Source organism: Streptomyces sp. NPDC005878 (genome assembly GCF_040629815.1).
Classification (GTDB): Bacteria; Actinomycetota; Actinomycetes; order Streptomycetales; family Streptomycetaceae; genus Streptomyces.
Genome location: NZ_JBEXWK010000044.1, coordinates 1 through 20,857, shown reverse-complemented (window position 1 = coordinate 20,857; position 20,857 = coordinate 1). Strand labels below are relative to the sequence as shown.

The 20,857-nt window shown below is 71.4% G+C and carries 23 protein-coding genes; 2 read left to right on the top strand and 21 right to left on the bottom strand.

What is annotated here, in order from left to right; translation table 11 throughout:
• Positions 1–26: 26 nt before the first annotated feature.
• The 3 genes from pyrH to rpsB all read right to left on the bottom strand — a co-directional run bounded on the left by pyrH (position 27) and on the right by rpsB (position 2,848).
• On the bottom strand, positions 27–806 hold the full coding sequence (pyrH, locus tag ABZ404_RS37365) for a UMP kinase (RefSeq protein ID WP_358836273.1): 780 nt from the start codon (positions 804–806) through the stop codon (positions 27–29).
• 159 nt (positions 807–965) lie between these two features.
• Positions 966–1,802 (bottom strand): translation elongation factor Ts, encoded by an 837-nt coding sequence (tsf, locus tag ABZ404_RS37360; protein ID WP_358836274.1) that lies wholly within the window; start codon positions 1,800–1,802, stop codon positions 966–968.
• 119 nt (positions 1,803–1,921) lie between these two features.
• Complete coding sequence (rpsB, locus tag ABZ404_RS37355; RefSeq protein ID WP_358836275.1) at positions 1,922–2,848, bottom strand: 30S ribosomal protein S2; 927 nt, start codon at positions 2,846–2,848, stop codon at positions 1,922–1,924.
• Between the two features lie 379 nt (positions 2,849–3,227).
• Between rpsB and ABZ404_RS37350 the strand changes: the two genes are divergently transcribed.
• Entirely contained in the window at positions 3,228–3,851 is a 624-nt protein-coding gene (locus ABZ404_RS37350) for a M23 family metallopeptidase (protein WP_358836276.1), read from the top strand.
• A gap of 79 nt (positions 3,852–3,930) precedes the next feature.
• Here the strand turns inward: ABZ404_RS37350 and ABZ404_RS37345 are convergent, their stop codons facing one another.
• The 18 genes from ABZ404_RS37345 to proS all read right to left on the bottom strand — a co-directional run bounded on the left by ABZ404_RS37345 (position 3,931) and on the right by proS (position 19,570).
• Entirely contained in the window at positions 3,931–4,488 is a 558-nt protein-coding gene (locus ABZ404_RS37345) for a helix-turn-helix domain-containing protein (protein ID WP_358835139.1), read from the bottom strand.
• An 85-nt stretch (positions 4,489–4,573) separates the two neighbouring features.
• Positions 4,574–5,416, bottom strand: coding sequence for an RNA polymerase sigma factor WhiG (gene whiG / locus ABZ404_RS37340; protein WP_358835136.1), 843 nt, complete (start codon positions 5,414–5,416; stop codon positions 4,574–4,576).
• Between the two features lie 241 nt (positions 5,417–5,657).
• Positions 5,658–6,827: a DNA-processing protein DprA gene (dprA, locus tag ABZ404_RS37335; protein ID WP_358835138.1), complete on the bottom strand. Its 1,170-nt coding sequence runs from the start codon at positions 6,825–6,827 to the stop codon at positions 5,658–5,660.
• A gap of 275 nt (positions 6,828–7,102) precedes the next feature.
• Positions 7,103–8,719, bottom strand: coding sequence for a YifB family Mg chelatase-like AAA ATPase (locus ABZ404_RS37330; protein ID WP_358835135.1), 1,617 nt, complete (start codon positions 8,717–8,719; stop codon positions 7,103–7,105).
• The gene (locus ABZ404_RS37325) at positions 8,720–9,115 is read right to left on the bottom strand and encodes a YraN family protein (protein ID WP_358835134.1); all 396 of its coding nucleotides are present in this window, start codon (positions 9,113–9,115) and stop codon (positions 8,720–8,722) included. It abuts the gene before it with no gap.
• Between the two features lie 254 nt (positions 9,116–9,369).
• Complete coding sequence (locus ABZ404_RS37320) at positions 9,370–9,678, bottom strand: DUF2469 domain-containing protein (protein ID WP_003965949.1); 309 nt, start codon at positions 9,676–9,678, stop codon at positions 9,370–9,372.
• 13 nt (positions 9,679–9,691) lie between these two features.
• Positions 9,692–10,219: an NUDIX hydrolase gene (locus ABZ404_RS37315; protein ID WP_358835133.1), complete on the bottom strand. Its 528-nt coding sequence runs from the start codon at positions 10,217–10,219 to the stop codon at positions 9,692–9,694.
• A gap of 73 nt (positions 10,220–10,292) precedes the next feature.
• The gene (gene lepB, locus ABZ404_RS37310; protein WP_358835132.1) at positions 10,293–11,030 is read right to left on the bottom strand and encodes a signal peptidase I; all 738 of its coding nucleotides are present in this window, start codon (positions 11,028–11,030) and stop codon (positions 10,293–10,295) included.
• A 91-nt stretch (positions 11,031–11,121) separates the two neighbouring features.
• The gene (gene lepB, locus ABZ404_RS37305; protein WP_358835137.1) at positions 11,122–12,069 is read right to left on the bottom strand and encodes a signal peptidase I; all 948 of its coding nucleotides are present in this window, start codon (positions 12,067–12,069) and stop codon (positions 11,122–11,124) included.
• Complete coding sequence (lepB, locus tag ABZ404_RS37300; RefSeq protein ID WP_358835131.1) at positions 11,960–13,390, bottom strand: signal peptidase I; 1,431 nt, start codon at positions 13,388–13,390, stop codon at positions 11,960–11,962. The genes lepB (ABZ404_RS37305) and lepB (ABZ404_RS37300) overlap by 110 nt, the downstream gene beginning before the upstream one ends.
• A complete protein-coding gene (gene lepB / locus ABZ404_RS37295; RefSeq protein WP_358835130.1) occupies positions 13,383–14,156 on the bottom strand; it encodes a signal peptidase I in 774 nt (257 codons plus the stop codon). The genes lepB (ABZ404_RS37300) and lepB (ABZ404_RS37295) overlap by 8 nt, the downstream gene beginning before the upstream one ends.
• Before the next feature lie 78 nt (positions 14,157–14,234).
• On the bottom strand, positions 14,235–14,585 hold the full coding sequence (gene rplS / locus ABZ404_RS37290) for a 50S ribosomal protein L19 (RefSeq protein ID WP_358835129.1): 351 nt from the start codon (positions 14,583–14,585) through the stop codon (positions 14,235–14,237).
• A gap of 164 nt (positions 14,586–14,749) precedes the next feature.
• A complete protein-coding gene (gene trmD / locus ABZ404_RS37285; protein ID WP_358835128.1) occupies positions 14,750–15,571 on the bottom strand; it encodes a tRNA (guanosine(37)-N1)-methyltransferase TrmD in 822 nt (273 codons plus the stop codon).
• Positions 15,571–16,206 (bottom strand): ribosome maturation factor RimM, encoded by a 636-nt coding sequence (gene rimM / locus ABZ404_RS37280; RefSeq protein ID WP_358835127.1) that lies wholly within the window; start codon positions 16,204–16,206, stop codon positions 15,571–15,573. Before rimM ends, trmD begins: the two co-directional genes overlap by 1 nt.
• Positions 16,207–16,350: 144 nt before the next feature.
• Positions 16,351–16,590, bottom strand: coding sequence for an RNA-binding protein (locus tag ABZ404_RS37275; RefSeq protein WP_358835126.1), 240 nt, complete (start codon positions 16,588–16,590; stop codon positions 16,351–16,353).
• Between the two features lie 2 nt (positions 16,591–16,592).
• Positions 16,593–17,033 carry a 30S ribosomal protein S16 gene (gene rpsP / locus ABZ404_RS37270; RefSeq protein ID WP_358835125.1) on the bottom strand — a complete coding sequence of 147 codons (441 nt, stop codon included), beginning with the start codon at positions 17,031–17,033 and terminating at the stop codon, positions 16,593–16,595.
• A 270-nt stretch (positions 17,034–17,303) separates the two neighbouring features.
• Positions 17,304–17,897, bottom strand: coding sequence for a hypothetical protein (locus ABZ404_RS37265; protein WP_101390352.1), 594 nt, complete (start codon positions 17,895–17,897; stop codon positions 17,304–17,306).
• 260 nt (positions 17,898–18,157) lie between these two features.
• Positions 18,158–19,570 carry a proline--tRNA ligase gene (proS, locus tag ABZ404_RS37260; protein ID WP_358835124.1) on the bottom strand — a complete coding sequence of 471 codons (1,413 nt, stop codon included), beginning with the start codon at positions 19,568–19,570 and terminating at the stop codon, positions 18,158–18,160.
• 165 nt (positions 19,571–19,735) lie between these two features.
• Between proS and ABZ404_RS37255 the strand changes: the two genes are divergently transcribed.
• Positions 19,736–20,569 carry a methyltransferase domain-containing protein gene (locus tag ABZ404_RS37255; RefSeq protein WP_358835123.1) on the top strand — a complete coding sequence of 278 codons (834 nt, stop codon included), beginning with the start codon at positions 19,736–19,738 and terminating at the stop codon, positions 20,567–20,569.
• The last annotated feature ends 288 nt before the right edge of the window (positions 20,570–20,857 follow it).

Genomic DNA, 20,857 nt, shown 5'->3' with positions numbered 1-20,857 from the left:
CCGTCAGGGGATTGTCCATCCCCCGGTCAGGCCCGGGTGCCCTGGTCGCTCACGAGCGTGCCGATCTTCTCACCCTTGACCGCGCGCGCGATATTGCCCGCGGTGAGCAGTTCGAAGACCAGGATGGGGAGGTTGTTGTCGCGGCAGAGGGTGATGGCCGTCATGTCCGCCACCTTCAGGTCGCGGGTGATGACCTCGCCGTACTCCAGCGCGTCGAACTTCACGGCGTCCGGGTTGACGCGGGGGTCGGAGTCGTAGACCCCGTCCACCCCGTTCTTGCCCATCAGCATGGCCTCGGCGTCGATCTCCAGGGCGCGCTGGGCGGCCGTGGTGTCGGTGGAGAAGTACGGCATGCCCATGCCGGCGCCGAAGATGACGACGCGGCCCTTCTCCAGGTGGCGCACGGCGCGCAGCGGAATGTACGGCTCCGCGACCTGACCCATCGTGATGGCGGTCTGGACCCGGGAGTCGATGCCCTCCTTCTCCAGGAAGTCCTGGAGGGCGAGGCAGTTCATGACCGTACCGAGCATGCCCATGTAGTCGGAGCGGGCCCGGTCCATGCCGCGCTGCTGGAGCTCGGCTCCGCGGAAGAAGTTGCCGCCGCCGATGACGACGGCGATCTGCGCCCCGTCCCGTACGACGTTGGCGATCTCGCGGGCGATGGCGTGCACGACGTCGGGGTCCACGCCGAGACCCCCTCCGCCGGCGAACGCCTCACCGGAGAGCTTCAGCATGAAGCGCCCGGTCACCTTGCCGTCGTCGCGCTTGTGGTCAGCCTGAGTGGCGGCGTCCGCGCCCTGATTCATGGGGATCTCCTCGTACACATACGAAGAAGGCCATTGCCGGTGGGTGCTGTGTCCCTGAGCGGCAATGGCCTCCTCGTCAGATCTGCGGTCGTCCGTCGCGAGCGCGGCCGACGACTGCCTCAGACCCTAGCGGGGTCTTCCGTCGATCGCCGGACGGACTCAGATGCCGACCTTGATACGCGTGAAGCGCTTCAGGGTGACACCGGCCTCGTCCAGAACCTTCTGGACCGACTTCTTGTTGTCGAGCGCGTACGGCTGGCCAAGGAGCGTGGCGTCCTTGAAGAAGCCGTTGACGCGACCCTCGACGATCTTCGGGAGTGCGGCCTCGGGCTTGCCCTCGGCGCGCGTGGTCTCCTCGGCGACACGACGCTCGGTCTCGACGACCTCGGCCGGGACGTCCTCGCGGGACAGCCACTTCGGGGCGAACGCGGCGATGTGCTGCGCGATGCCCTTGGCGACGTCGGCGTCGGCCTTGTCCAGCTCGACCAGGACACCGATCTGCGGCGGCAGGTCGGGCATGGTGCGGTGCATGTACGCGAAGACGAAGCCGTCCGCGTACTGCGCGAAGCGGTCCAGGACGATCTTCTCGCCGAGGTTGGCGTTGGCCTCGTCGACGTACGCCTGGACGGTCTTGCCGGCCTCGATCTCGGACGCGAGCAGCGCGTCCAGGTCGGCCGGGGAGGTCTTCGCGACGTGCGCGGCCAGCGCGGCGGCGGTGGCCTGGAACTTCTCGCCCTTGGCGACGAAGTCCGTCTCGCACTTCAGCTCGAGGAGCACACCGGAGGTGTTGTCCTCGGCGATGAGGGAGACGACCGCGCCGTTCTCGGCGGAACGGCCCTCGCGCTTGGCGACGCCCTTCTGGCCCTTGATGCGCAGCGCCTCGACGGCCTTGTCGACGTTGCCGTCGGCCTCGTCCAGCGCCTTCTTGCAGTCCATCATGCCGGCGCCGGTGAGCTCGCGGAGCTTCTTGACGTCAGCGGCGGTGTAGTTCGCCATGAGTCTGGGTTTCTCTCTCGAAGTCTGACTCGAAGTCTGAAAGATCTACGGGGCTACGGGGTGACGGCGGGGGCACAGCGTGTGCCCCCGCCGTCACCGCCGAAGCGAGGACCCGAAGGTCAGGCCTGCTCGGCGTCCGCGGCCGGCGCCTCGGCGGCCGGAGCCTCCGCAGCGTCCGCGGCCGGCTTCTCGGCCTCGGCGGCCGGAGCCTCGACGGCCTCGGCCGCGGGGGCCGCAGCCTCGGTGGACTCCTCGGAGTCGGCCTTCTTGTCACCCTCGAGCAGGTCGCGCTCCCACTCGGCGAGCGGCTCGCCGGCGGCCTTCTCGCCCGGCTTCGAGTCGCCGGTCGCGGCGCCGGAACGGGCGATGAGGCCCTCGGCGACGGCGTCGGCGATCACGCGGGTGAGCAGGGTGACGGAGCGGATCGCGTCGTCGTTGCCCGGGATCTTGTAGTCGACCTCGTCGGGGTCGCAGTTCGTGTCGAGGATCGCGACGACCGGGATGTGGAGCTTGCGCGCCTCACCGACGGCGATGTGCTCCTTCTTGGTGTCGACGATCCAGACGGCGCTGGGGACCTTCGACATCTCACGGATACCACCGAGGGTCTTCTCCAGCTTGGCCTTCTCGCGCGAGAGGACCAGGAGCTCCTTCTTGGTGAGACCCGAGGCCGCGACGTCCTCGAAGTCGATCTGCTCAAGCTCCTTGAGGCGCTGCAGACGCTTGTAGACGGTGGAGAAGTTGGTCAGCATGCCGCCGAGCCAGCGCTGGTTGACGTAGGGCATGCCCACGCGCGTCGCCTGCTCGGCGATCGCCTCCTGCGCCTGCTTCTTGGTGCCGACGAACATGATGGAGCCGCCGTGCGCGACGGTCTCCTTGACGAACTCGTAGGCGCGGTCGATGTACGACAGCGACTGGAGCAGGTCGATGATGTAGATGCCGTTGCGCTCGGTGAAGATGAAGCGCTTCATCTTCGGGTTCCAGCGACGGGTCTGGTGACCGAAGTGGACGCCGCTTTCCAGCAGCTCCCGCATCGTGACGACGGCCATGGCCGTACTCCTTGAGGTACTCGGTTATCGCGGCCGCCGGGCGGCTGCCGCGCCTGACGCCCCGGTGCGCCGTGCCCCGCACCGGACTGAACAGGTGAAGGACCGAGAGACGCGGCCGATGGTCTGGACCACCGGCGGGGCGTGCGAAGTCGACCCGGTGACCCGGATCGCCACAAGAAGTGTACGGGACCCTCACCGTGCCGGGTGACGCCGCTGTCCACAACGGCCCGGTTGTCCACAGCCCCAGCCCATGATCACCGCGAAACGCCCTTCTTCGCGATCCTTTCCCCATGGAACCGATGCGGCGAGAACGCGTACGGCGCGCAGTACGACGACGGGGGCTGGGGTGGAGCCTGGCTGGAGCGGGGTGGGGAGATTGATGGGGGTGGGGAGGCTGGCGGGAGTGGGGAGGTTAGTGGGAGTGGCCGGGTTGGTGGGAGTCGTGGGGGCGGCGGGAGTGGTGCCGTGGGGGCCGGCTGGGTCGACACGGCCGATACAGCCGACGCAGGTGCTTGCCGCCCCTGTGGGGATGGCGGGCAGCCGGTCGGAAGCGGCGGCTGAGGGGGTGGGGCCGGTGTGGCCCGTCCCCGGGCCACCGGTGGTCGTCCGGGGCTGGGCCCCGCCGACCACCCCGTACGGCCCCGGCCACCGAGGCGTCGACCTGGCCGCGCCTCCGGGGACGCAGCTCCGGGCGGTCACGGAAGGCCGGGTGACGTTCGCGGGCCCGGTCGCCGGCAAGGGGGTCCTGACGATCACCCTGAACGGCTCGGGCAGCCCCCCGCTGCGCACCACGTACGAGCCGGTCCACCCACTGGTCCGCCCCGGCGACCACGTCCGCGCGGGCCAGCCGGTCGCCACCGTGGAGGCGGAACCACGCCACTGCGGGGAGGTGGGGTGCGTGCACTGGGGGCTGAAACGGGGCGATGACTACCTGAACCCGCTGGTGCTGGTGCCCCGGGGGCACTCACGGCTGCTGCCGGTGGTGGGGGTGGAAGGGGGCTGAGGGGTGGAGGGGGGTCGGGGGGTGGGTTGGGGGAGGGAGGGGGCGGGGGGGGAGGGGGGCGGGGGGGAGGCCCCCCGGATCAGCCGACCACGCCTCGTAGCGCCATAGCCACCGCCGCCTCCGTGATCGCCTTCGGGTCTTCCGCCGCGCCCAGTTCGATGCGGCGGACCGCCGCGTCGACCACGCCCTGGAGGAGTGTCGCGGCGAGGCGGGGCTGGGTGTGGCCGAGGTCGCCCAGGGCTTCGACGATCATGGCGATGAGGCCGCCGTGGGCGGCGCGGATCTTCTCGCGCGCGCCGGCGTCCAGCTCGCTGGCGGAGATGGCGACGACGGCGCGGTGGCGCTGGTCGCCGACGAGCTCCAGCTGGCGGCGTACGTACGCGGCGACCTTCTCCTCGGGGCTGCCAGCCTGCTGCATCGCGGCCTCGATGTCGGCGGCCCACTGCGGGAAGTCGACGGAGCAGAGCTCTTCGACGACGGCGGCCCGGGAGCGGAAGTACTCGTACACGGAGGACCGGGCGAGCCCGGTGCGCTCGGCCAGGGCGGGGAAGGTCAGGGCTTCGGTGCCGCCCTGGGACAGGAGGGAGCGTGCGGCGTCCAGCAGGGCGGCGCGCTGCATCGTGCGGTGCTCGGCCACTGAGGCCGCTCGAATCCTTGGCACCGCTCCACTCTACGGCGGGGCCGGTGATCCGCGGAGGGAGGATTGTTCGGCGGGGTGGGGCTCAGCGGCCGACGTCGGCCAGCTTGGCCCGCAGCTGGAGGACGGACTTGGTGTGGATCTGGCTGACGCGGCTCTCGGTGACGCCGAGGACGTTGCCGATCTCGGCGAGGGTGAGGCCCTCGTAGTAGTAGAGGGTGACGACCGTCTTCTCGCGCTCGGGCAGGGTGTTGATGGCGCGGGCGAGCAGGCGGCGCAGCTCGCGGTCCTCGGCGATCTCGACGGGGTTGTCGGCGGCGGTGTCCTCCAGGGTGTCCATGAGGCTGAGCCGGTCGCCACCCTCGCCGCCGGCGTGCAGCAGCTCTTCGAGCGCGACCACGTTGGCGAGGGACAACTGGCTGAAAACCGCGTGGAGTTCCTCGACGGCGATGCCCATCTCGGCCGCGACCTCGTTCTCGGAGGGGGTGCGGCGCAACTGGGCTTCGAGGGTCGCGTAGGCGCGCTCGACGGCGCGGGCCTTCTGCCGTACGGAGCGGGGGATCCAGTCGAGTGCGCGGAGTTCGTCGATCATCGCGCCGCGGATGCGGGTGATGGCGTACGTCTCGAACTTGATGGCCCGTTCGATGTCGAACTTCTCGATGGCGTCGATGAGTCCGAAGACTCCGGAGGAGACGAAGTCGGCTTGTTCGACGTTGGGCGGCAGGCCGACGCTGACGCGGCCCGCGACGTACTTGACCAGCGGCGAGTAGTGCAGGATGAGCTGTTCGCGCAGGCGCTCGTCGCCGCTGTTCTTGTACGAGCGCCACAGTTCGTCGACGGATGAGGGCGCCGGTGGTCGCACGGTGCCGCCGGCGCGGGCAGCGGGGGGAGCTGCCGTGCGATCAGACCCGGAGGTGTGCTGGGGCATTCGTTGCCTTGAGCCGTTCTGCTGTGACGTGAGCGGGGAATTGTCTCTGCTGCGGGGTTCTCGTGAGCGTAGCGTGACCGGCCCGTTGCGGTGCGCGAACGCCGGGGGATCGGGGCGGCTCGGGGCGGGCGGACGGGCGCGCGCGGGGGTGGGGGCCGTCGCCGGTTGCGTCGGCCCCGAAAGCGGCGGTGGGCGGCCCTCGGTGGTCATCGGCCTTACCTTTTCACCCGAATGCTCCAGGTCAAGCACCGCCTCGCCGCGTGCTGGGGGTGGTGAGCGGGCTTGACGCCAACCGCCAGTTGTCCCCTTCTCGTTCGACGAAGCCCAGGGAGTGCAGTTCGTACAGCCTGCCGAGGGCTTCCTCCGGAGTCGTTGCCGCCTCACGGGCGATGTCCGGTACGGCGAGGTTGCCGTGGGCGGGTAGTGCGTCGAGTACGCGTGCGGCGGCGGGGGCGAGGAGGTCCCGGGGCAGGACGGGGCCTCGGCGTACGGGGGCCAGGTCGCCCATTTCTCCGACGAGTTCGATGATTTCGTCGGCGTCGGTGACGAGTGCGGCTTCGCCGCGCAGCAGTTCGTGGACTCCGGCGGAGAGGCCGCTGGTGGCGGGGCCGGGTACGCCCATCGTGTGGCGGCCGAGCCGTTGGGCGTTGCGGGCGGTGACGAGGGAGCCGCTGCGGTATTCGGCTTCGACGACGACGGTTCCCCGGGTGAGGGCGGCGATGACACGGTTGCGGAGGACGAACCGGCTGGGGGTGGGGTGGTCGCCGGGTGGTAACTCGGCTACGAGGACGCCCTGTTGGGCGATGCGGCCGATCAACTCGGTGTGGGCGCGGGGGTAGACGACGTCGACTCCGCTGGCGAGGACGGCGATGGTGGCGCCGCCTGCTGCCAGGGCGCCGCGGTGGGCGGCGCCGTCCACGCCGGCGGCGGCGCCGGAGACGACGACCCAGCCTTTTTCGGCGAGGCCGGCGCCGAGGGTGGCGCCCATGTGGGCGCCGTAGGGCGTACAGGCTCGCGCGCCGACGACAGCGACGGATCTCAGCGCCCATAGTCGCAGGTCGGCGGGGCCGCGGAGCCAGAGGCCGAGGGGGCGGCCGTCGCCGAGGTCGTCGAGCTGGCCGGGCCATTCGTGGTCCCCGGGGCAGACGAACCGGCCGCCGAGCGCGGCCAGGGTGGTCAGGTCGCGCTCGGGGTCGACGTTCGCCGCGCGTCTGCGGTATCCGGCGAGGCGGGCGGCGCTCACTCCGGTGAGGGGGTCGTCGGGGTCTTCCGGGGAGGTGAGACGCCGTAGCAGCTCCACGGCTCCGTACTTGCGCAGCCATTGGCCGCCCCGCTCGTCCCCCGGCTCGATGATCCTGGTCAGTGCCGCCCGCGCGAGCCGCTCGGGTGCTTCGGCCGTGCGGCCGGGCACCTGGTCGTGCCCGGCCGCGCGGGAGACACCTCCGGGTCCGGTCCCGGGCGCCTGGCCCTCCCCGGCCACGCGGGACACGCTCGCGGGACCAGTCCCGAGCGCGTGGTCGTGCCCCACCGCGCGAGACCCGCCCCCGGGTCCGGCCCCGCGCGCCTGACCGTCCCCGGCAGCACGGGACACACCCCCGAGAGCAGTCCCGGGCGCCTGACCATCCCCGGCCGCACGGGAAACACCCCCGGGACCGCTCCCCTCCCCCCTGTCCGGCGCTCCCCCGCTCATCCCGCGCCTCCCACGGGCAGGGGCGCGCCCCTGGAGATGCCAGTGCGGAGTTCCAGGGCGAGGCCGATGTGGGTGTCGTCGGGGCGGTCGTCGCCGCAGAGGTCGGCGAGGGTCCAGGCGACGCGCAGGACGCGGTCGAGGCCCCGTGCGGTCAGCAGGCCGCGTTCCATGTCCCTTTCGGCGGCGGCGAGGGCTCCGGGGGCCGTGACCCAGCGGGTGCGCAGCTCGTGGCCGGGGACTTCGCTGTTGGTGGTCCAGGGGGTGCCCTGGAGGCGGGTGGCGGCGCGTTCCCGGGCGGTCAGGACGCGTTCGGCGACCTGGGCGCTGGTTTCGCCGCGGCCGCCTTGGGCGAGGAGGTCCTCGCGCCGGACGGGTTCGGCTTCGACGCGCAGGTCGACGCGGTCCAGGAGGGGGCCGGAGAGGCGGGCCTGGTAGCGGCGGATGACGGACGGGGGGCACTCGCAGCCGGCGCCGTGGAGGGTGTGGCGGCCGCAGGGGCAGGGGTTGGCGGCGAGGACCATGAGGAAGCGGGCGGGGAGGCGGACGACGCCGGCGCTGCGCGCCACGACGACGTGTCCGGCTTCCAGCGGCTGGCGCAGCGAGTCGAGGGCCTTGCCGGTGAATTCGGGTGCTTCGTCGAGGAACAGGACGCCGCGGTGGGCGAGGGAGACGGCGCCGGGTCGTGGCAGGCCGTTGCCTCCGCCGATGAGGGACTGCATGGTCGCCGAGTGGTGGGGTGCGCAGTAGGGGGCTTTGTGGACGAGGGGTTTGCCGGGGGGCAGGATTCCGGCGACCGAGTGGATGGCGGTGACTTCGAGGGACTCCTGGCGGGTGAGCGGCGGCAGGATGCCGGGGAGGCGTTCGGCCAGCATGGTCTTGCCTGCGCCCGGCGGTCCGTACAGCAGCAGGTGGTGGCCGCCGGCGGCGGCGACTTCCAGGGCTGTTCGGGCGGTGCGCTGGCCGGCGACGTCGGCGAGGTCGGGCGGGCTGGTGTCGGCGTCGACGGAGAGGCCCGTGCCGACGCCGGCGCCGGGGACGACGAGTCCGGCGAGCATGGAGTCGGGTCGGCCCTCTTGGTCGGGTTCCTCCTGGGGGACGGGTTCGTCGGTGAGGACGGCGATGAGCTGGCGCAGGCTCCGTACGCCGAGGACGGAGATGCCGGGGACCAGGGACGCCTCGGCGGCGGTCTGTTCGGGGACGACCACCTGCTCGTATCCGGCTTCGGCGGCGGCGAGGACGGCGGGCAGGATGCCGCGTACGGGGCGGACCCGGCCGTCGAGTCCGAGTTCACCGATCATGACCAGGTCGGCGAGTTCTCTGGGGTCGATGCGTTCGGCGGCGCCGAGGACCGCGCAGGCGACGGCCAAATCGAAGCCGCTGCCGCTCTTGGGGACGGAGGCGGGGCTGAGGCCGACGGTGAGTTTCTTCTGGGGCCAGTCGCCGCCGGAGTTGACGACGGCGGCGCGGACGCGGTCGCGGCTTTCGCTGAGGCTCTTGTCGGGGAGGCCGACGAGGGTGAAGGCGGCGACGCCGGGTTCGAGGTCGGCCTGGACTTCCACGACGACGCCCTCGACGCCGACGAGCGCCACCGAGCAGGTGCGGGCGAATCCCATCTACGCCACCCCCCGGACGTGCTCGGCGCGGGGTGCGCCGCGGCGCGGCAGGACGACGCCGACGAGGTCGATGCGGACGCCGCCGTGCGGTGGTCCTCCGTGGTCGGTGAGCCAGCGCTCGGCGAGGTGCCTGAGCCGCTCGGCCTTGGCGGGGGTGACGGCCGCCATGGGATGTTCGAACGGGCTGCCCGCTCTGCGGGTCTTGACCTCGCAGACCACCAGGACGTCGCCGTCGCGGGCGACGATGTCGATCTCTCCGGTCCGGCCGCTCCGCCAGTTGCGGGCGACCACGGTCATTCCGGCGTCGGCCAGCATGCGGGCCGCCACGTCTTCGCCGTACTGTCCGAGCGCTCCTCGTGCGTTCATCTCGGCACCACCTCCGGCACCGACTGTCACGCACCCGCCGCCACCTTGTGGATCTTGGTGGACAACCGGACCGTTGTGGAAAACCCGGCCACCCGCGAGGGGGAATCTCCGCGATCCGTTGACGCTTGCGGATACGGCTACGGCTCCGGCTCCAGCCACGGCCACGGCCACGGCCACGGCCCGACGGAATCGGCACCCTCAGCCGGGGCGGGGCGACCAGGCGGGTCGGCCGTCCCACCTACCCGGTCGGACCATCAGGCCGACCTCATCCGCCCAGTTCGGCCTCAGCCCCCCGGAAGCTCCAGATCGCTCTTGTTGAGCTCCTCGATGTTCACGTCCTTGAACGTGAGGACCCGGACCTGCTTCACGAACCGGGCCGGCCTGTACATGTCCCAGACCCAGGCATCCGCCATCGACACCTCGAAGAACACCTCGCCCTGGACCGAGTGCACCTGCATCTCGTAGTCGTTGGTGAGGTAGAAACGCCGCTCGGTCTCGATCACGTATTTGAACAGACCGACGACGTCGCGGTACTCCCGGTAGAGCTTCAGCTCCATCTCGGTCTCGTACTTTTCGAGGTCCTCGGCGCTCATGGCATGTTCCCCTTCAGCCGTGCGTCCCCCTATTGTGCGTCAGCCCCCCGGGCCCCTGGACGATTTCCGGAGCCAGGACCACCGGCGTCAGCGGAGGACCCTCGTCGAGCAGCGTGCGCAGCAGCTCGGCGAGTCTGGTCGGGTACACCGTCTCACGGGCCGCCGACAGTTCGGCGGAGGTCCACCACCTCAGCCCCGTGGTACTGCGTCGTTCCAGCTCGGTGAGGCCCGTCGGCGCGGTCTCGGTCTGGGTGGTACGGGCGAGGAAGTACCACTCGTCCTGGTTCCAGCGGCGGCCGTCGAAGGGGAACGAGCACATCCGGCGCCACAGCACCGGGCCGAGTCGCACCTCGGTGATCCCGGTCTCCTCGGCGAGTTCGCGCAGTGCGGCCTCTTCCCGCGTCTCGTCGCCCTCCAGGCCGCCGCCCGGGGTGAACCACCAGGTCCGGGCGGGGTCGTCCGGTTCGTATCCGTGCATCAGGAGGATGCGGTCCTGCGGATCGAGCAGGACGACCCGGGCGACCTTGCGGAACTCCCGCACGGCCCCGCCCGGCCCGGGTTCCGCGGGTTCCGCAGGTTCCCCGGGGTTCCCGGGGTCCCCGGGCCCCCCGCCCTCAGCGCGCACCGGCACCGGCCCCCGCCCTGCGCCGCCCGAACCGCCGTGCCAGCGGCCCGTACGCCGCCCCCACCACGATCAGTACGGCTCCGGCGATCACCGCGCCCACCACCAGGGTCAGCGGGCCGGGCTGGGAGATGCCGCCCGGGAGGGTCTTGAAGCCCGTCGGGCGCTCCAGCATGCCGCCCAGCGGCCATGCCACGGCGTCCACGCGCGCGCTGACGGCGGAGCGCGGCACGGAGCCGTTCGCCGCGTCCTCCAGGTGCACCCGGGAGTCCAGCGAGACGTCACGTTCGTCGCCCAGGAGGAAGAGCTGGTCCTTGGGGACGGTGGCGTGGAACTTGGTCGTGGAGGCGGCCGTGTCGTGCAGATACGGTTCGTCGATCTCCCGGCCGTTGACGGTGAGCTTGCCGCCCCGGTCGCAGCAGATGACCGTGTCGCCGCCTATGCCGACGACGCGCTTGACCATGGGGACGTTGCCCCAGGTCTTGTCCTTGAAGATCACCACGTCGCCGCGCTTGACGTCGGTGCCGTCGATGCGCTGGGCGAGGACCCGGTCGCCCGCCTTGACGGTGGGGTTCATGGACTGGGTCGGCACCGTGTACGGCTTGTACTCGACGGCGCCCCAGGCGAATCCGCCGAGGAAGAGCACACAGCCGACGGCCACGGCCAGTCCCGACAGCAGATGGCCGAGACCGCGGCCGCGGCCGTCGTCGTTGCGTCCTGTCGCGCTCATCCCAGTGCTCCTCCCCCGGTCGCCCGCGTCCTGCGCGGGCTCCGGAGATCGACGATCTGGGACGGCACCCTACCCGGCGGTATCCGCGCGGTCAGCCCTCGCGGGTGAGGTCGCTGCCCTCGTTCGCGTCACTCGGGCGGGTGAGCCGGCGCCGGCGCCACAGCACGATCGGCACCGCGCCCGCGAGCCCCGCCGCCACGGGGGCCGTCGAGGCCATGCCGTTGAGGCCCTTCTGGTCGAAGGTGCCCGGGATGCCGAGCCAGTCGATGCGGTTGAGGGGCCAGGCGATGGTGAAGGCGCGGCCGACGACCTTGTCGTCGGAGACCGTGCCGCCGCCGGGCAGCTCCTGGTGGTAGCGGGAGTCCAGCGAGTTCTGCCGGTGGTCGCCCATCACCCAGATCCGGCCCTTGGGGATCTTGATCGGGCCGAAGGGCATGTCGTCGCAGGCGCTGTCGCCGGGGTAGATGTACGGCTCGTTCAGGGCCTTGCCGTTGACCTTGACCGGGCCGCCCTTCTTGCACTCCACGGTGTCGCCGCCGGTCGCGATGACCCGCTTGATCAGGTCCTTCTCCTCGGCGGACGGCATCAGGCCGATGAAGCTGAGGAACTTCTGCGCGGCGTTGGGCTCGGCCGGCTTCTGGTCCTCCAGCCAGCCGCCCGGGTCGTGGAAGACGACGACCTCGCCACGCTCGGGCGTGGAGCCGAACCACGGCGTCAGCTTGTCCACCAGGACCCGGTCACCGCGCTGGAGGGTGTCCTGCATCGAGTCCGAGGGGATCGAGAAGGCCTGCACCAGGAAGGTCTTGATCAGCAGCGCGAGGATCAGCGCGATGCCGATGAGCAGCGGCAGCTCCTTCCAGAAGGAGCGCTGCTTCCTGGGGGCGCGGTCCGAACCGTCGCCCGGCTCGCCGTCACCTCCCGAGCCGCCGTCAACGGTGCCGCCACCGCCACCGCCGGCCTGAGCCTGTGCGGGAGAGTCGGCGGGCCCGTCCGGCCGCTCCTCGGGCTCGTCGTGTCCGGATCGTGCGCCGACCGCCAAATCCCCCACATCCACTCCTCACTCCGTGCCACCGCCCGCGCCGTGCCAGACGCAGGCCCACCACTCCCATAACGAGCGGGAGTTCCGCAGGGCTCGGGAGCCGGATCGCTTCGTTCGATTTCGGGTCATCCGATATCGATGTATGTACTGCCACTTCACGTGATCTGCCGGGTTCCGCAGCCGGATCCCGGGAGGACACCCTATGCGACGTGCCGAGTGCGGTGTCCGACCTGCCGGGCGCGTCCGGCACCGAGCCGAATGTCCCGGGCTCCTCCAGCCACCGCCAGTGGTCGAAGGGCCAGCCGATCAGGACGGCCCGTCCGATGACCCCGTCCTCGGAGACGGTGCCGTGGTACGGCTCGTCGAGGTGGAAGCGGGAATCGGCCGAATTCGAGCGGTGGTCGCCCATCACGAAGAGCCGCCCCTCGGGCACCTTCACCTCGAAGGTGATCTCCGAGGGCGGGTTGCCGGGGTGGACGTAGGGCTCATCCAGGGGCGTGCCGTTGACCATGACCCTGCCACTGCCGTCGCAGCACTTCACCGTGTCGCCGCCGACCGCGACGACCCGTTTGATGAGGTCCTGCTCGTTGTCGGAGGGCAGCAGACCGATGAAGGTCAGGGCTTGTTTGACCTGTTTGACGACGACGGGGTCGCTGCCGCCGGTGGTCTTCTTCTCGTCCTTCAGCCAGCCGCCGGGGTCCTTGAAGACGACCACGTCGCCGCGGTGCGGCCGGGAGCCGAACCAGGGCGTCAGCTTGTCGACGAGCACCCGGTCGCCGATGGTGATCGTCTCCTGCATGGAGCCGGAGGGGATCACGAAGGCCTGGACGAGGAACGTCTTCAGTACGAGGGCGATGAGCACCGCCACTCCGACGAGCAGAGGTATCTCCTTGACCGCGGACCGGCGTCTGCGCCGCTTCACCTTGCGGGCGAGCCTGCGCCGGTCGGCCCGGCCCTGCTGGGCCCGGCGGCCGGGCGGCCGGGCGGGGGCGGGGGTGGGCGCCGGTACGGCGCCGGCGGGCGGGAGGAGCTCCTCGGCGTCGATCGGGTCCGCGAGGCCCGCGGGGCCCGCGGGGCCCGTCGCGTACGCCGGGGGCGGCCCGGAGGCGGCGAAGGGTTCGGTGAGCGGATCGGTGAACGGGCCGGTCCCGGCCTCCTCGGCCGGCCTGCCACGACGGCGGGACGCACCCGGCAGGTCGCCGCGTCCCGTACCGCCCCTGGCTCCCCGCGCTGCCGCGCGCGAGGTCGGCCGCGTGCCCGTGGGCAGCGGCTCGTCCGCCGGCCGGGGTGCCGAGGAGCGCGGGCGTCCACGGCTACCCATGGGCGCCGCCCGGTGCGGGCACGCGCGCGAAGGCGCCGGAGCCGTCGATCCCCGACCAGCGGCCCAGCGGCCAGCCGATCCAGTCGGCCCGGCCCACCACGTGGTCCACCGGCACCATGCCGCCGCCCGGTGAGCCCAGGTGGTCGCGGGAGTCGCTGGAGCGGGAGCGGTGGTCGCCCAGGACGAACAGGGTGCCGTCGGGCACGACGATGTCGAACGGCACCTGGGAGGGGGCGTCGCCCGGGTGCACGTACTCCTCGGTCACCGGTGTCCCGTTCACCTGGATCCTCCCGCCCTTGTCGCAGCACACGATCCGGTCCCCGCCCACTCCGACGACCCGCTTCACGTACACGTTCCCCGCCGGTTCCCTCAGACCCAGGGCCGCCACCGCTGAACGAAGGGCCCTGCCCACCGGGTTCCCCTCGGGGGGCTCGTCCGTGAACGAGCCGCGGCCGTCGAAGACGACGACGTCACCGCGGGCCGGCCGGCCGCCGGACCGGTACGCCAGCTTGTTGACCAGGACCCGGTCGCCCACCTTCAGGGTGGGCTCCATGGAGCCGCTGGGGATGAGGAAGGGCTGCATGACGAAGTGGCTGAGCAGCAGCAGGAAGACCAGGCAGAGGGCGAGCAGGGCGGCGCTCTTGCGCCAGGGCCCTTCCAGGTGGCCGGCGAGGGCGGGAAAACGCGCGGAGCGCGACCTCCGCTCCGGCCCCGGCTGAGGGGTGGAGGGGAGGTCGCGCTCCGTGTGCTGTGCTTCGGTGTCCATCGGGGGCTGAGCCTATCCGCCCGGCCTGTGGACCCGTACGCGCGCGTGGTGGGCCGCAGCTCACCGCCGAGCCGGAGCTCAGTTGTCGCGCTTCTCCTTGATCTTCGCGGCCTTGCCGCGGAGCTCGCGCAGGTAGTACAGCTTCGCGCGGCGGACGTCACCGCGGGTGACGAGCTCGATCTTCTCGAAGATCGGGGAGTTCACCGGGAAGGTGCGCTCGACGCCGACGGAGAAGGAGACCTTGCGGACCGTGAAGGTCTCGGAGACGCCGGCGCCCTGGCGGCGGATGACAACGCCCTTGAACTGCTGGATACGGGAGCGGTTGCCCTCGATCACGCGGACGTGGACGTTGACGGTGTCACCCGGGCGGAAGGCCGGGACGTCGCTGCGCAGCGTCGCGGCGTTGACGGAGTCGAGCAGGCTGGCCATGTTCTTCTGCTTCCTCGCCGATGCCACAGGTCATCAGCGGAATTCGTGATGGGGTTCGAGGTGCTGTCCGCGACCGGACCGCCGTGGGGCGACTCCCGCGTGCGCGGGGAACGCATTGCCCTTCCCCCTGTGGCAGGGGCATGGGCCGGGCGTACAGCAGCGGCTTATTCTTCCACGTCCTGCGGCCTGCGCCAAAATCGGCCGCCGGGCTCGGGGGCCCAGCCGAGGATGGACAGCACTTCGCGGTCCTTCTTGTCGAAGGCCGAGGGGTCGCAGCGCTCGATCAGGTCGGGCCGGTTCTCGGCGGTGCGGCGGAACGCCTCGTCCCGGCGCCAGCGGGCGATCTTGCCGTGGTGGCCGCTGAGCAGGACGTCCGGGATGCCGCGTCCGCGCCACTCGGGGGGCTTGGTGTAGACCGGCCCTTCGAGGAGGTTGGCCATGGCGCCGGGGGCGAAGGAGTCGTCGCGGTGGGACTCGGCGTTGCCGAGGACGCCGGGCAGCAGCCGGGCCACGGCCTCGGTGACGACCAGGACGGCGGCCTCCCCGCCCGCGAGGACGTAGTCGCCGATGGAGACCTCGTACACCGGGATCCGGGTGGCGTACTCGTCCATGACGCGGCGGTCGATGCCCTCGTAGCGCGCGGGCGTGAAGATCAGCCAGGGCCTCTGGGACAGCTCGACGGCGAGTTCCTGGGTGAAGGGCCGTCCGCTGGGGGTGGGGACGACCATGACGGGGCCGTGCGCCCCCGCCTCGTAGCCGTCGGCCAGCGCGTCGTCGAGGCAGGCGCCCCAGGGCTCGGTCTTCATGACCATGCCGGGGCCGCCGCCGTAGGGGGTGTCGTCGACCGTGTTGTGCCGGTCGTGGGTCCACTGCCGCAGGTCGTGAACGTGGACGTCGAGCTGTCCACGCGCGCGTGCCTTGCCGACGAGGGAGACGTTCAGCGGTTCCAGGTACTCGGGGAAGATCGTGACGACGTCGAGCCGCATCAGTTCCGGGCCCCGTCGGTCTCGTCCCCACCGGTCGTGTTCCCGTCGGTCTGGTCGCCCTCGGACCCGTCAGACCCGTCGGGCCCGTCGTCCTCGGTCTCGTCGCGGCCGGAGGCGATCACCGCGCGGTCGTCGATCAGGCCGGGCGGCGGGTCGATGACCGCGCGCTGCTCGTCGAGGTCGATCTCGGTGACGATCTCCCCGACGAACGGGATCATGACCTCGGTGCCGTCGGGCCGCTCCACGATGAACAGGTCCTGGGACGGCAGGTGCGAGATCTCGGTGATCCGGCCGACCTCGGTGCCGTCGGTGAGGACGACGTCGAGGTCGATGAGCTGGTGGTCGTAGTACTCGTCGTCCTCGTCGGGGCGCTCTTCGGGGTCGACGTCGGCGATGAGCAGCGTGTTGCGCAGGGCCTCGGCGCCGGTCCGGTCGCGTACGCCCTCGAAGCGCAGCAGCAGGCGGCCGCTGTGGACGCGGCCGGTCTCGATGGTGAGCGGTCCGGTGGAGGCCGGGTCGGTGGCCAGTACGGCACCGGGGGCGAGCCGCAGCTCCGGCTCGTCGGTGCGCACCTCCACGGTGACCTCGCCCTTGATGCCGTGGGCGCGGCCGATCCGCGCGACTACCAGCTGCACGTCGTTCAACTTTCCTGTCGGATGCCTACGGTGTTTCGGTGGCTACAGCCCTCGGGTTCCGGCTGTACAGACGACTGCGGGCCGGGGAGGCCGCGTGGCCCTCCCCGGCCCGAGCCGGCGCATCTGGTAAAACAACCAACTTTGTCAGTGGACCTGGTCCACGTCGACGAGGTCGACGCGGATCCCACGGCCACCGATGGCGCCCACGACGGTCCGCAGGGCGCGGGCGGTGCGGCCGTTGCGGCCGATCACCTTGCCGAGGTCGTCGGGGTGGACCCGGACCTCCAGCACGCGCCCTTTGCGCAGGGCGCGCGAGGCGACCTGCACGTCGTCGGGGTTGTCGACGATGCCCTTCACGAGGTGCTCAAGAGCCTCCTCGAGCATGCTCAGGCCTCGGTCGACTCGGCGGCGTCGGCCGGAGCCTCGTCCGCCTTCTTGTCAGCCTTCTTGGCCTTGGGGGTGATGGCCTCACCCTTGGTGTCGTCGCCCTCGAGAGCCTTGGCGAACTCGTCGAAGGAGCGGCGCTTGCTCTCCTTGGTCTCCGGCTGGAGCAGCGGCGCGGGGGCCGGGAGGCCCTTGTGCGCCTGCCAGTCACCGGTGAGCTTCAGGATGGCGAGGACGGCCTCGGTGGGCTGGGCGCCGACCGACAGCCAGTACTGCGCACGCTCGGCGTTGACCTCGATGCGCGACGGGTTGTACGTCGGGTGGTAGATACCGATCTCTTCGATCGCGCGACCGTCACGGCGGGTGCGGGCGTCGGCGACGACGATGCGGTAGTGCGGCTGGCGAATCTTGCCGAGGCGCTTGAGCTTGATCTTGACTGCCACTGGAGTGGTGTCTCCTGGTCTTGACGTGGTTGGGCACAACGGGATGCCACGTGGGGTTGCGGTACTCAAAGTGCCCGATGGACGCGTCAGCCGGAGGCGAGAGGGTTCCTGTGCGGCTGTCGAGTACAGCTGTCCATTGTGCCACACGCCGGCGCCGGGCACGCCGGGGGTCCGTGGGGCACCCCCGGGCTGCACGGCGGCACAGCGGCACACCCGTGTGTGTCCGCGCCTGACGGCCCGCGCCGCCCCCGTCGGGCGGCCGGTCCCGGATCAGCTCGCCGCGGCCACGACCTCGGGGATACGGAAGGGCTTGCCGCAGCCGCCGCAGACGATCGGCGCCTGGGCGAGCACGGAGGGGACGACGCGCACGTTGCGGCCGCAGTCGCAGACGGCCTTGACGCGGACGCCGCCGCCCGAGGATCCGTGCCGTGCGGCCGGGCCCCGGAAGGAGCGCTTGGTGTCGGCCGCGGTGGCCACGGTGTGCGCCTTGAGGGCCCGCTGGAGCCGTTCGATGGTCGGCCGGTAGCGGCGCCTCGCCTCGGGGTTCAGCGCGACCAGGGAGAAGCCGCTGCTGGGGTGCGGTTCCTCGGGATGGTCGAGGCCGAGCTCCTCGGCGATGGCCAGGAATCTGCGGTTGTGGTACCGCCCGGCCCGGGATGTGTCGCGGACACCCCGGGCGGCGGCAATGCCGTGGACTGCTTCGTGGAGCAGTCGCTCGAAGGAGAGTTCGGCGCCGCAGGCGGACGACGACTCTCCGATCAGGGATTCGGGCGCGGCAAGGTCAGGCAGCTCGGGGTGGTACCGCTGAATGTCGGCCCACGCCTGCGCCAGCTCTGCGGCGAGAACAGGTGGTGTCGTGCTCACGTCGTGACAACGAGCCGGAGTGCCCCGGTGTTCCTATTCCGGGGCATCCCAAATAATTTGCACGTACCCGTCAGTTGCCGTTGATGCGTCCGGACGAGGGCGGGTGCGCTGATCTGCGGAGAAGCCTCACAGCTCGCACCAAGGTAGTACGTAGCGGCGCGTACGCCCCGGCGCGTAGATGATGTCCACGCGCCGGGATTCCAGAATCCGGCCGGTACGCAAGAGGCGTTTTCGGCCGACCGGAACAGGCCGCGAGCCGCTCAGTAGGAGCGGGCGACGATGGCGACGGTACCGGGTGCGTCGTCGGTCTCGGGGACCGACCCGTCCTCGGCGACCAGACACCGTACGGACACGGCCTGTTCCGCGAGCTTGGCCTCGCCCTCGGCGCCGAGGGTGGCCCAGGGGATGCGCGCCCAGCCGCCCGCGGTGGCCGCCTCGGCGGCCTCTTCGAGGGTGGTCACGTCGCTGGTGCGGGCCTCGCGGCGCTCGCGGGACTCGCGCAGCAGCTGCGCCTGGTCCTCCTCCAGCACCTTGGGCAGCAGTTCGCCGAGCGCGTCGAGGGAGACGGGCTCCTTGCCGCCGGGGATGCGGCGGGCGAGCATCGCGGTGCCGGCCTCCAGGTCGCGCGGGCCGACCTCCACGCGTACGGGCACGCCCTTGAGCTCCCAGTCGACCGCGCGGCGGCCGAAGGGGGTGTCCACGCGGTCGTCGACCTGGACGCGGATGCCGAGCGCCTTGAGGCGGGCGCCGATCTCGCGGACCTTGGTGACGGCCTCGTCGCCCTTGATCGCCATGACGACGACCTGGACGTGCGCGAGGCGCGGCGGCACCCGCAGGCCGTTGTCGTCGCCGTGCGACATGATCAGACCGCCGACCATGCGGGTGGAGACGCCCCACGAGGTCTGCCAGACCAGCTCCTGCTTGCCTTCCTTGGAGAGGTACTGGGTGTTGAAGGCCTTGGCGAAGTTGGTGCCGAGCTCGTGGCTGGTGCCCAGCTGGAGGGCCTTGCCGTCGCCCATCATGCCTTCGAGCGTGAGGGTGTTGATGGCGCCGGCGAACCGCTCCTTGGCCGTCTTGCGGCCCAGGACGACGTCGATGCCCAGGACGTTGACCATGAAGTCCGCGTAGACGTCCTTGTGGATGCGCGCCGCGTAGTCGCGGGCGTCCTCGTAGGAGGCGTGCGCGGTGTGGCCCTCCTGCCAGAGGAACTCACTCGTACGGAGGAAGACGCGCGGGCGCATCTCCCAACGGACCACGTTGGCCCACTGGTTGATGAGCAGGGGCAGGTCGCGGTAGCTCTGCACCCACTTGGAGAAGTAGTCGTTGATGATCGTCTCGGAGGTGGGGCGCACCACCACGGGCTCTTCGAGCTCCTTGCCGCCACCGTGCGTGACCACCGCGAGCTCGGGCGCGAAGCCCTCGACGTGCTCAGCCTCGCGAGTCAGGTAAGACTGGGGGATGAACAGCGGGAAGTACGCGTTCTGGGCGCCGGCGTCCTTGATGCGTGCGTCCATCTCCTGCTGCATCCGCTCCCACAGGCCGTAGCCGTACGGTCGGATCACCATGGTGCCGCGCACCGGACCGTTGTCCGCGAGCTCGGCCTTGTTGATCAGATCCTGGTACCAGCGGGGGAAGTCTTCCGCCTGGGGCGTGAGAACGGGTGCCTTTGCCATGGCGCGAATGGTACGGGCCCGGTGGCCCCGAACGTGAATCGCCCTCCCTCTGGACGGGATGGCGGATGCGGAGTTCCCTGGCATACGGGGGGAGTGCGACCGCACGTGCACGGGGGCTTTCCATCAGCGCACAGCTGACGTCTTCTGCGGATTGGGGCGCTTTCCATGACACCTACGCTCGTCCGGCACCAGTCCCCCGCGGCCTCGGCCCCGCCCGCGCAGGCGTATGCCCGCGCGCGCGACTGGGCGGAGATCCAGGAGCGGATGCTGGTACCGCTCTACGAAGCGGTGTACGAGCGGCTGGAGGTGGGAGCCGCCACCCGGCTGCTCGGCCTGGGCTGCGGCTCCGGGCTCGCCCTGTTGATGGCGGCCACGCGCGGCGCGCGCGTGACGGGTGTCGACACCCGGCCGGAGCGGCTCGCGCTGGCGCGTGAGCGGCTGCGCCCGGAGGGGGTGTGGGGCCGTGACGGGGCCCGCCTCCTGGAGGGCGGCCCGGAGGCCGCCGCCGACGCGTCGGCGGCCCGCTACGACCTGGTGACGGCGTTCGAGCCGGTGGGCTGTGCGGCGGGCGACGCGGACGGCCTGGGGACGGCGCTGGAGGCCGCGGTGGGGCTCGCCGAGCGCGGTGGCACGGTGGTGCTGGCGGGCTGGGGTCCGCCGGAGCGGTGTGCGACCTCGGGCGTGCTGCGGGTGGCGGCCCGGCTCACCGACTCCCCGCGCTGGCGGCCGAGCCTGCGCGACGATCTGGAGGACCTGGCGTCGCGGGCCGGTCTGCGGCCCGACGGGTCGGGGCGGGTGGCGTGCCCCTTCGGCTACGCGGACATCGACAGCGCGGTGCGCGGGCTGCTCTCGACGGGCCTGTTCGACGCGGCGGCCCGGGCCACCGACCAGGTCCAGGTCGAGAAGGAGCTGACGGAGGCGCTGCATCCGCATCTGCGCGCGGACGGCACGGTGTGGATGGCGAACGTGTTCCGCTATCTGATCGCCCGTACGCCCTGAGTCCCCGGGGCGTTCAGAGGCCGGCCCCGGCCGCGCGCGCGATGCCCGCCGCGCGGTAGGCGGCCTCCTCCTCCAGCGTCTCGTTCTTCGGCAGCGCCTCGGCGAGCGCGTCGAGCCGGTGGCCGGCCGGTACGGCGATTATCGCCAGAGCGGGCGGAGCGGGGCATTCCGGGTGGGCCGAAGGGGCCGTGGGACAACAGAGGGTGGGGGGGGGGGGGGGGGCGGGGCCCCCCCCCCCCCCCGCAAACCCCCCAATTCCTTTTTTTTTTTTTTATCGGGCCCTCCAGC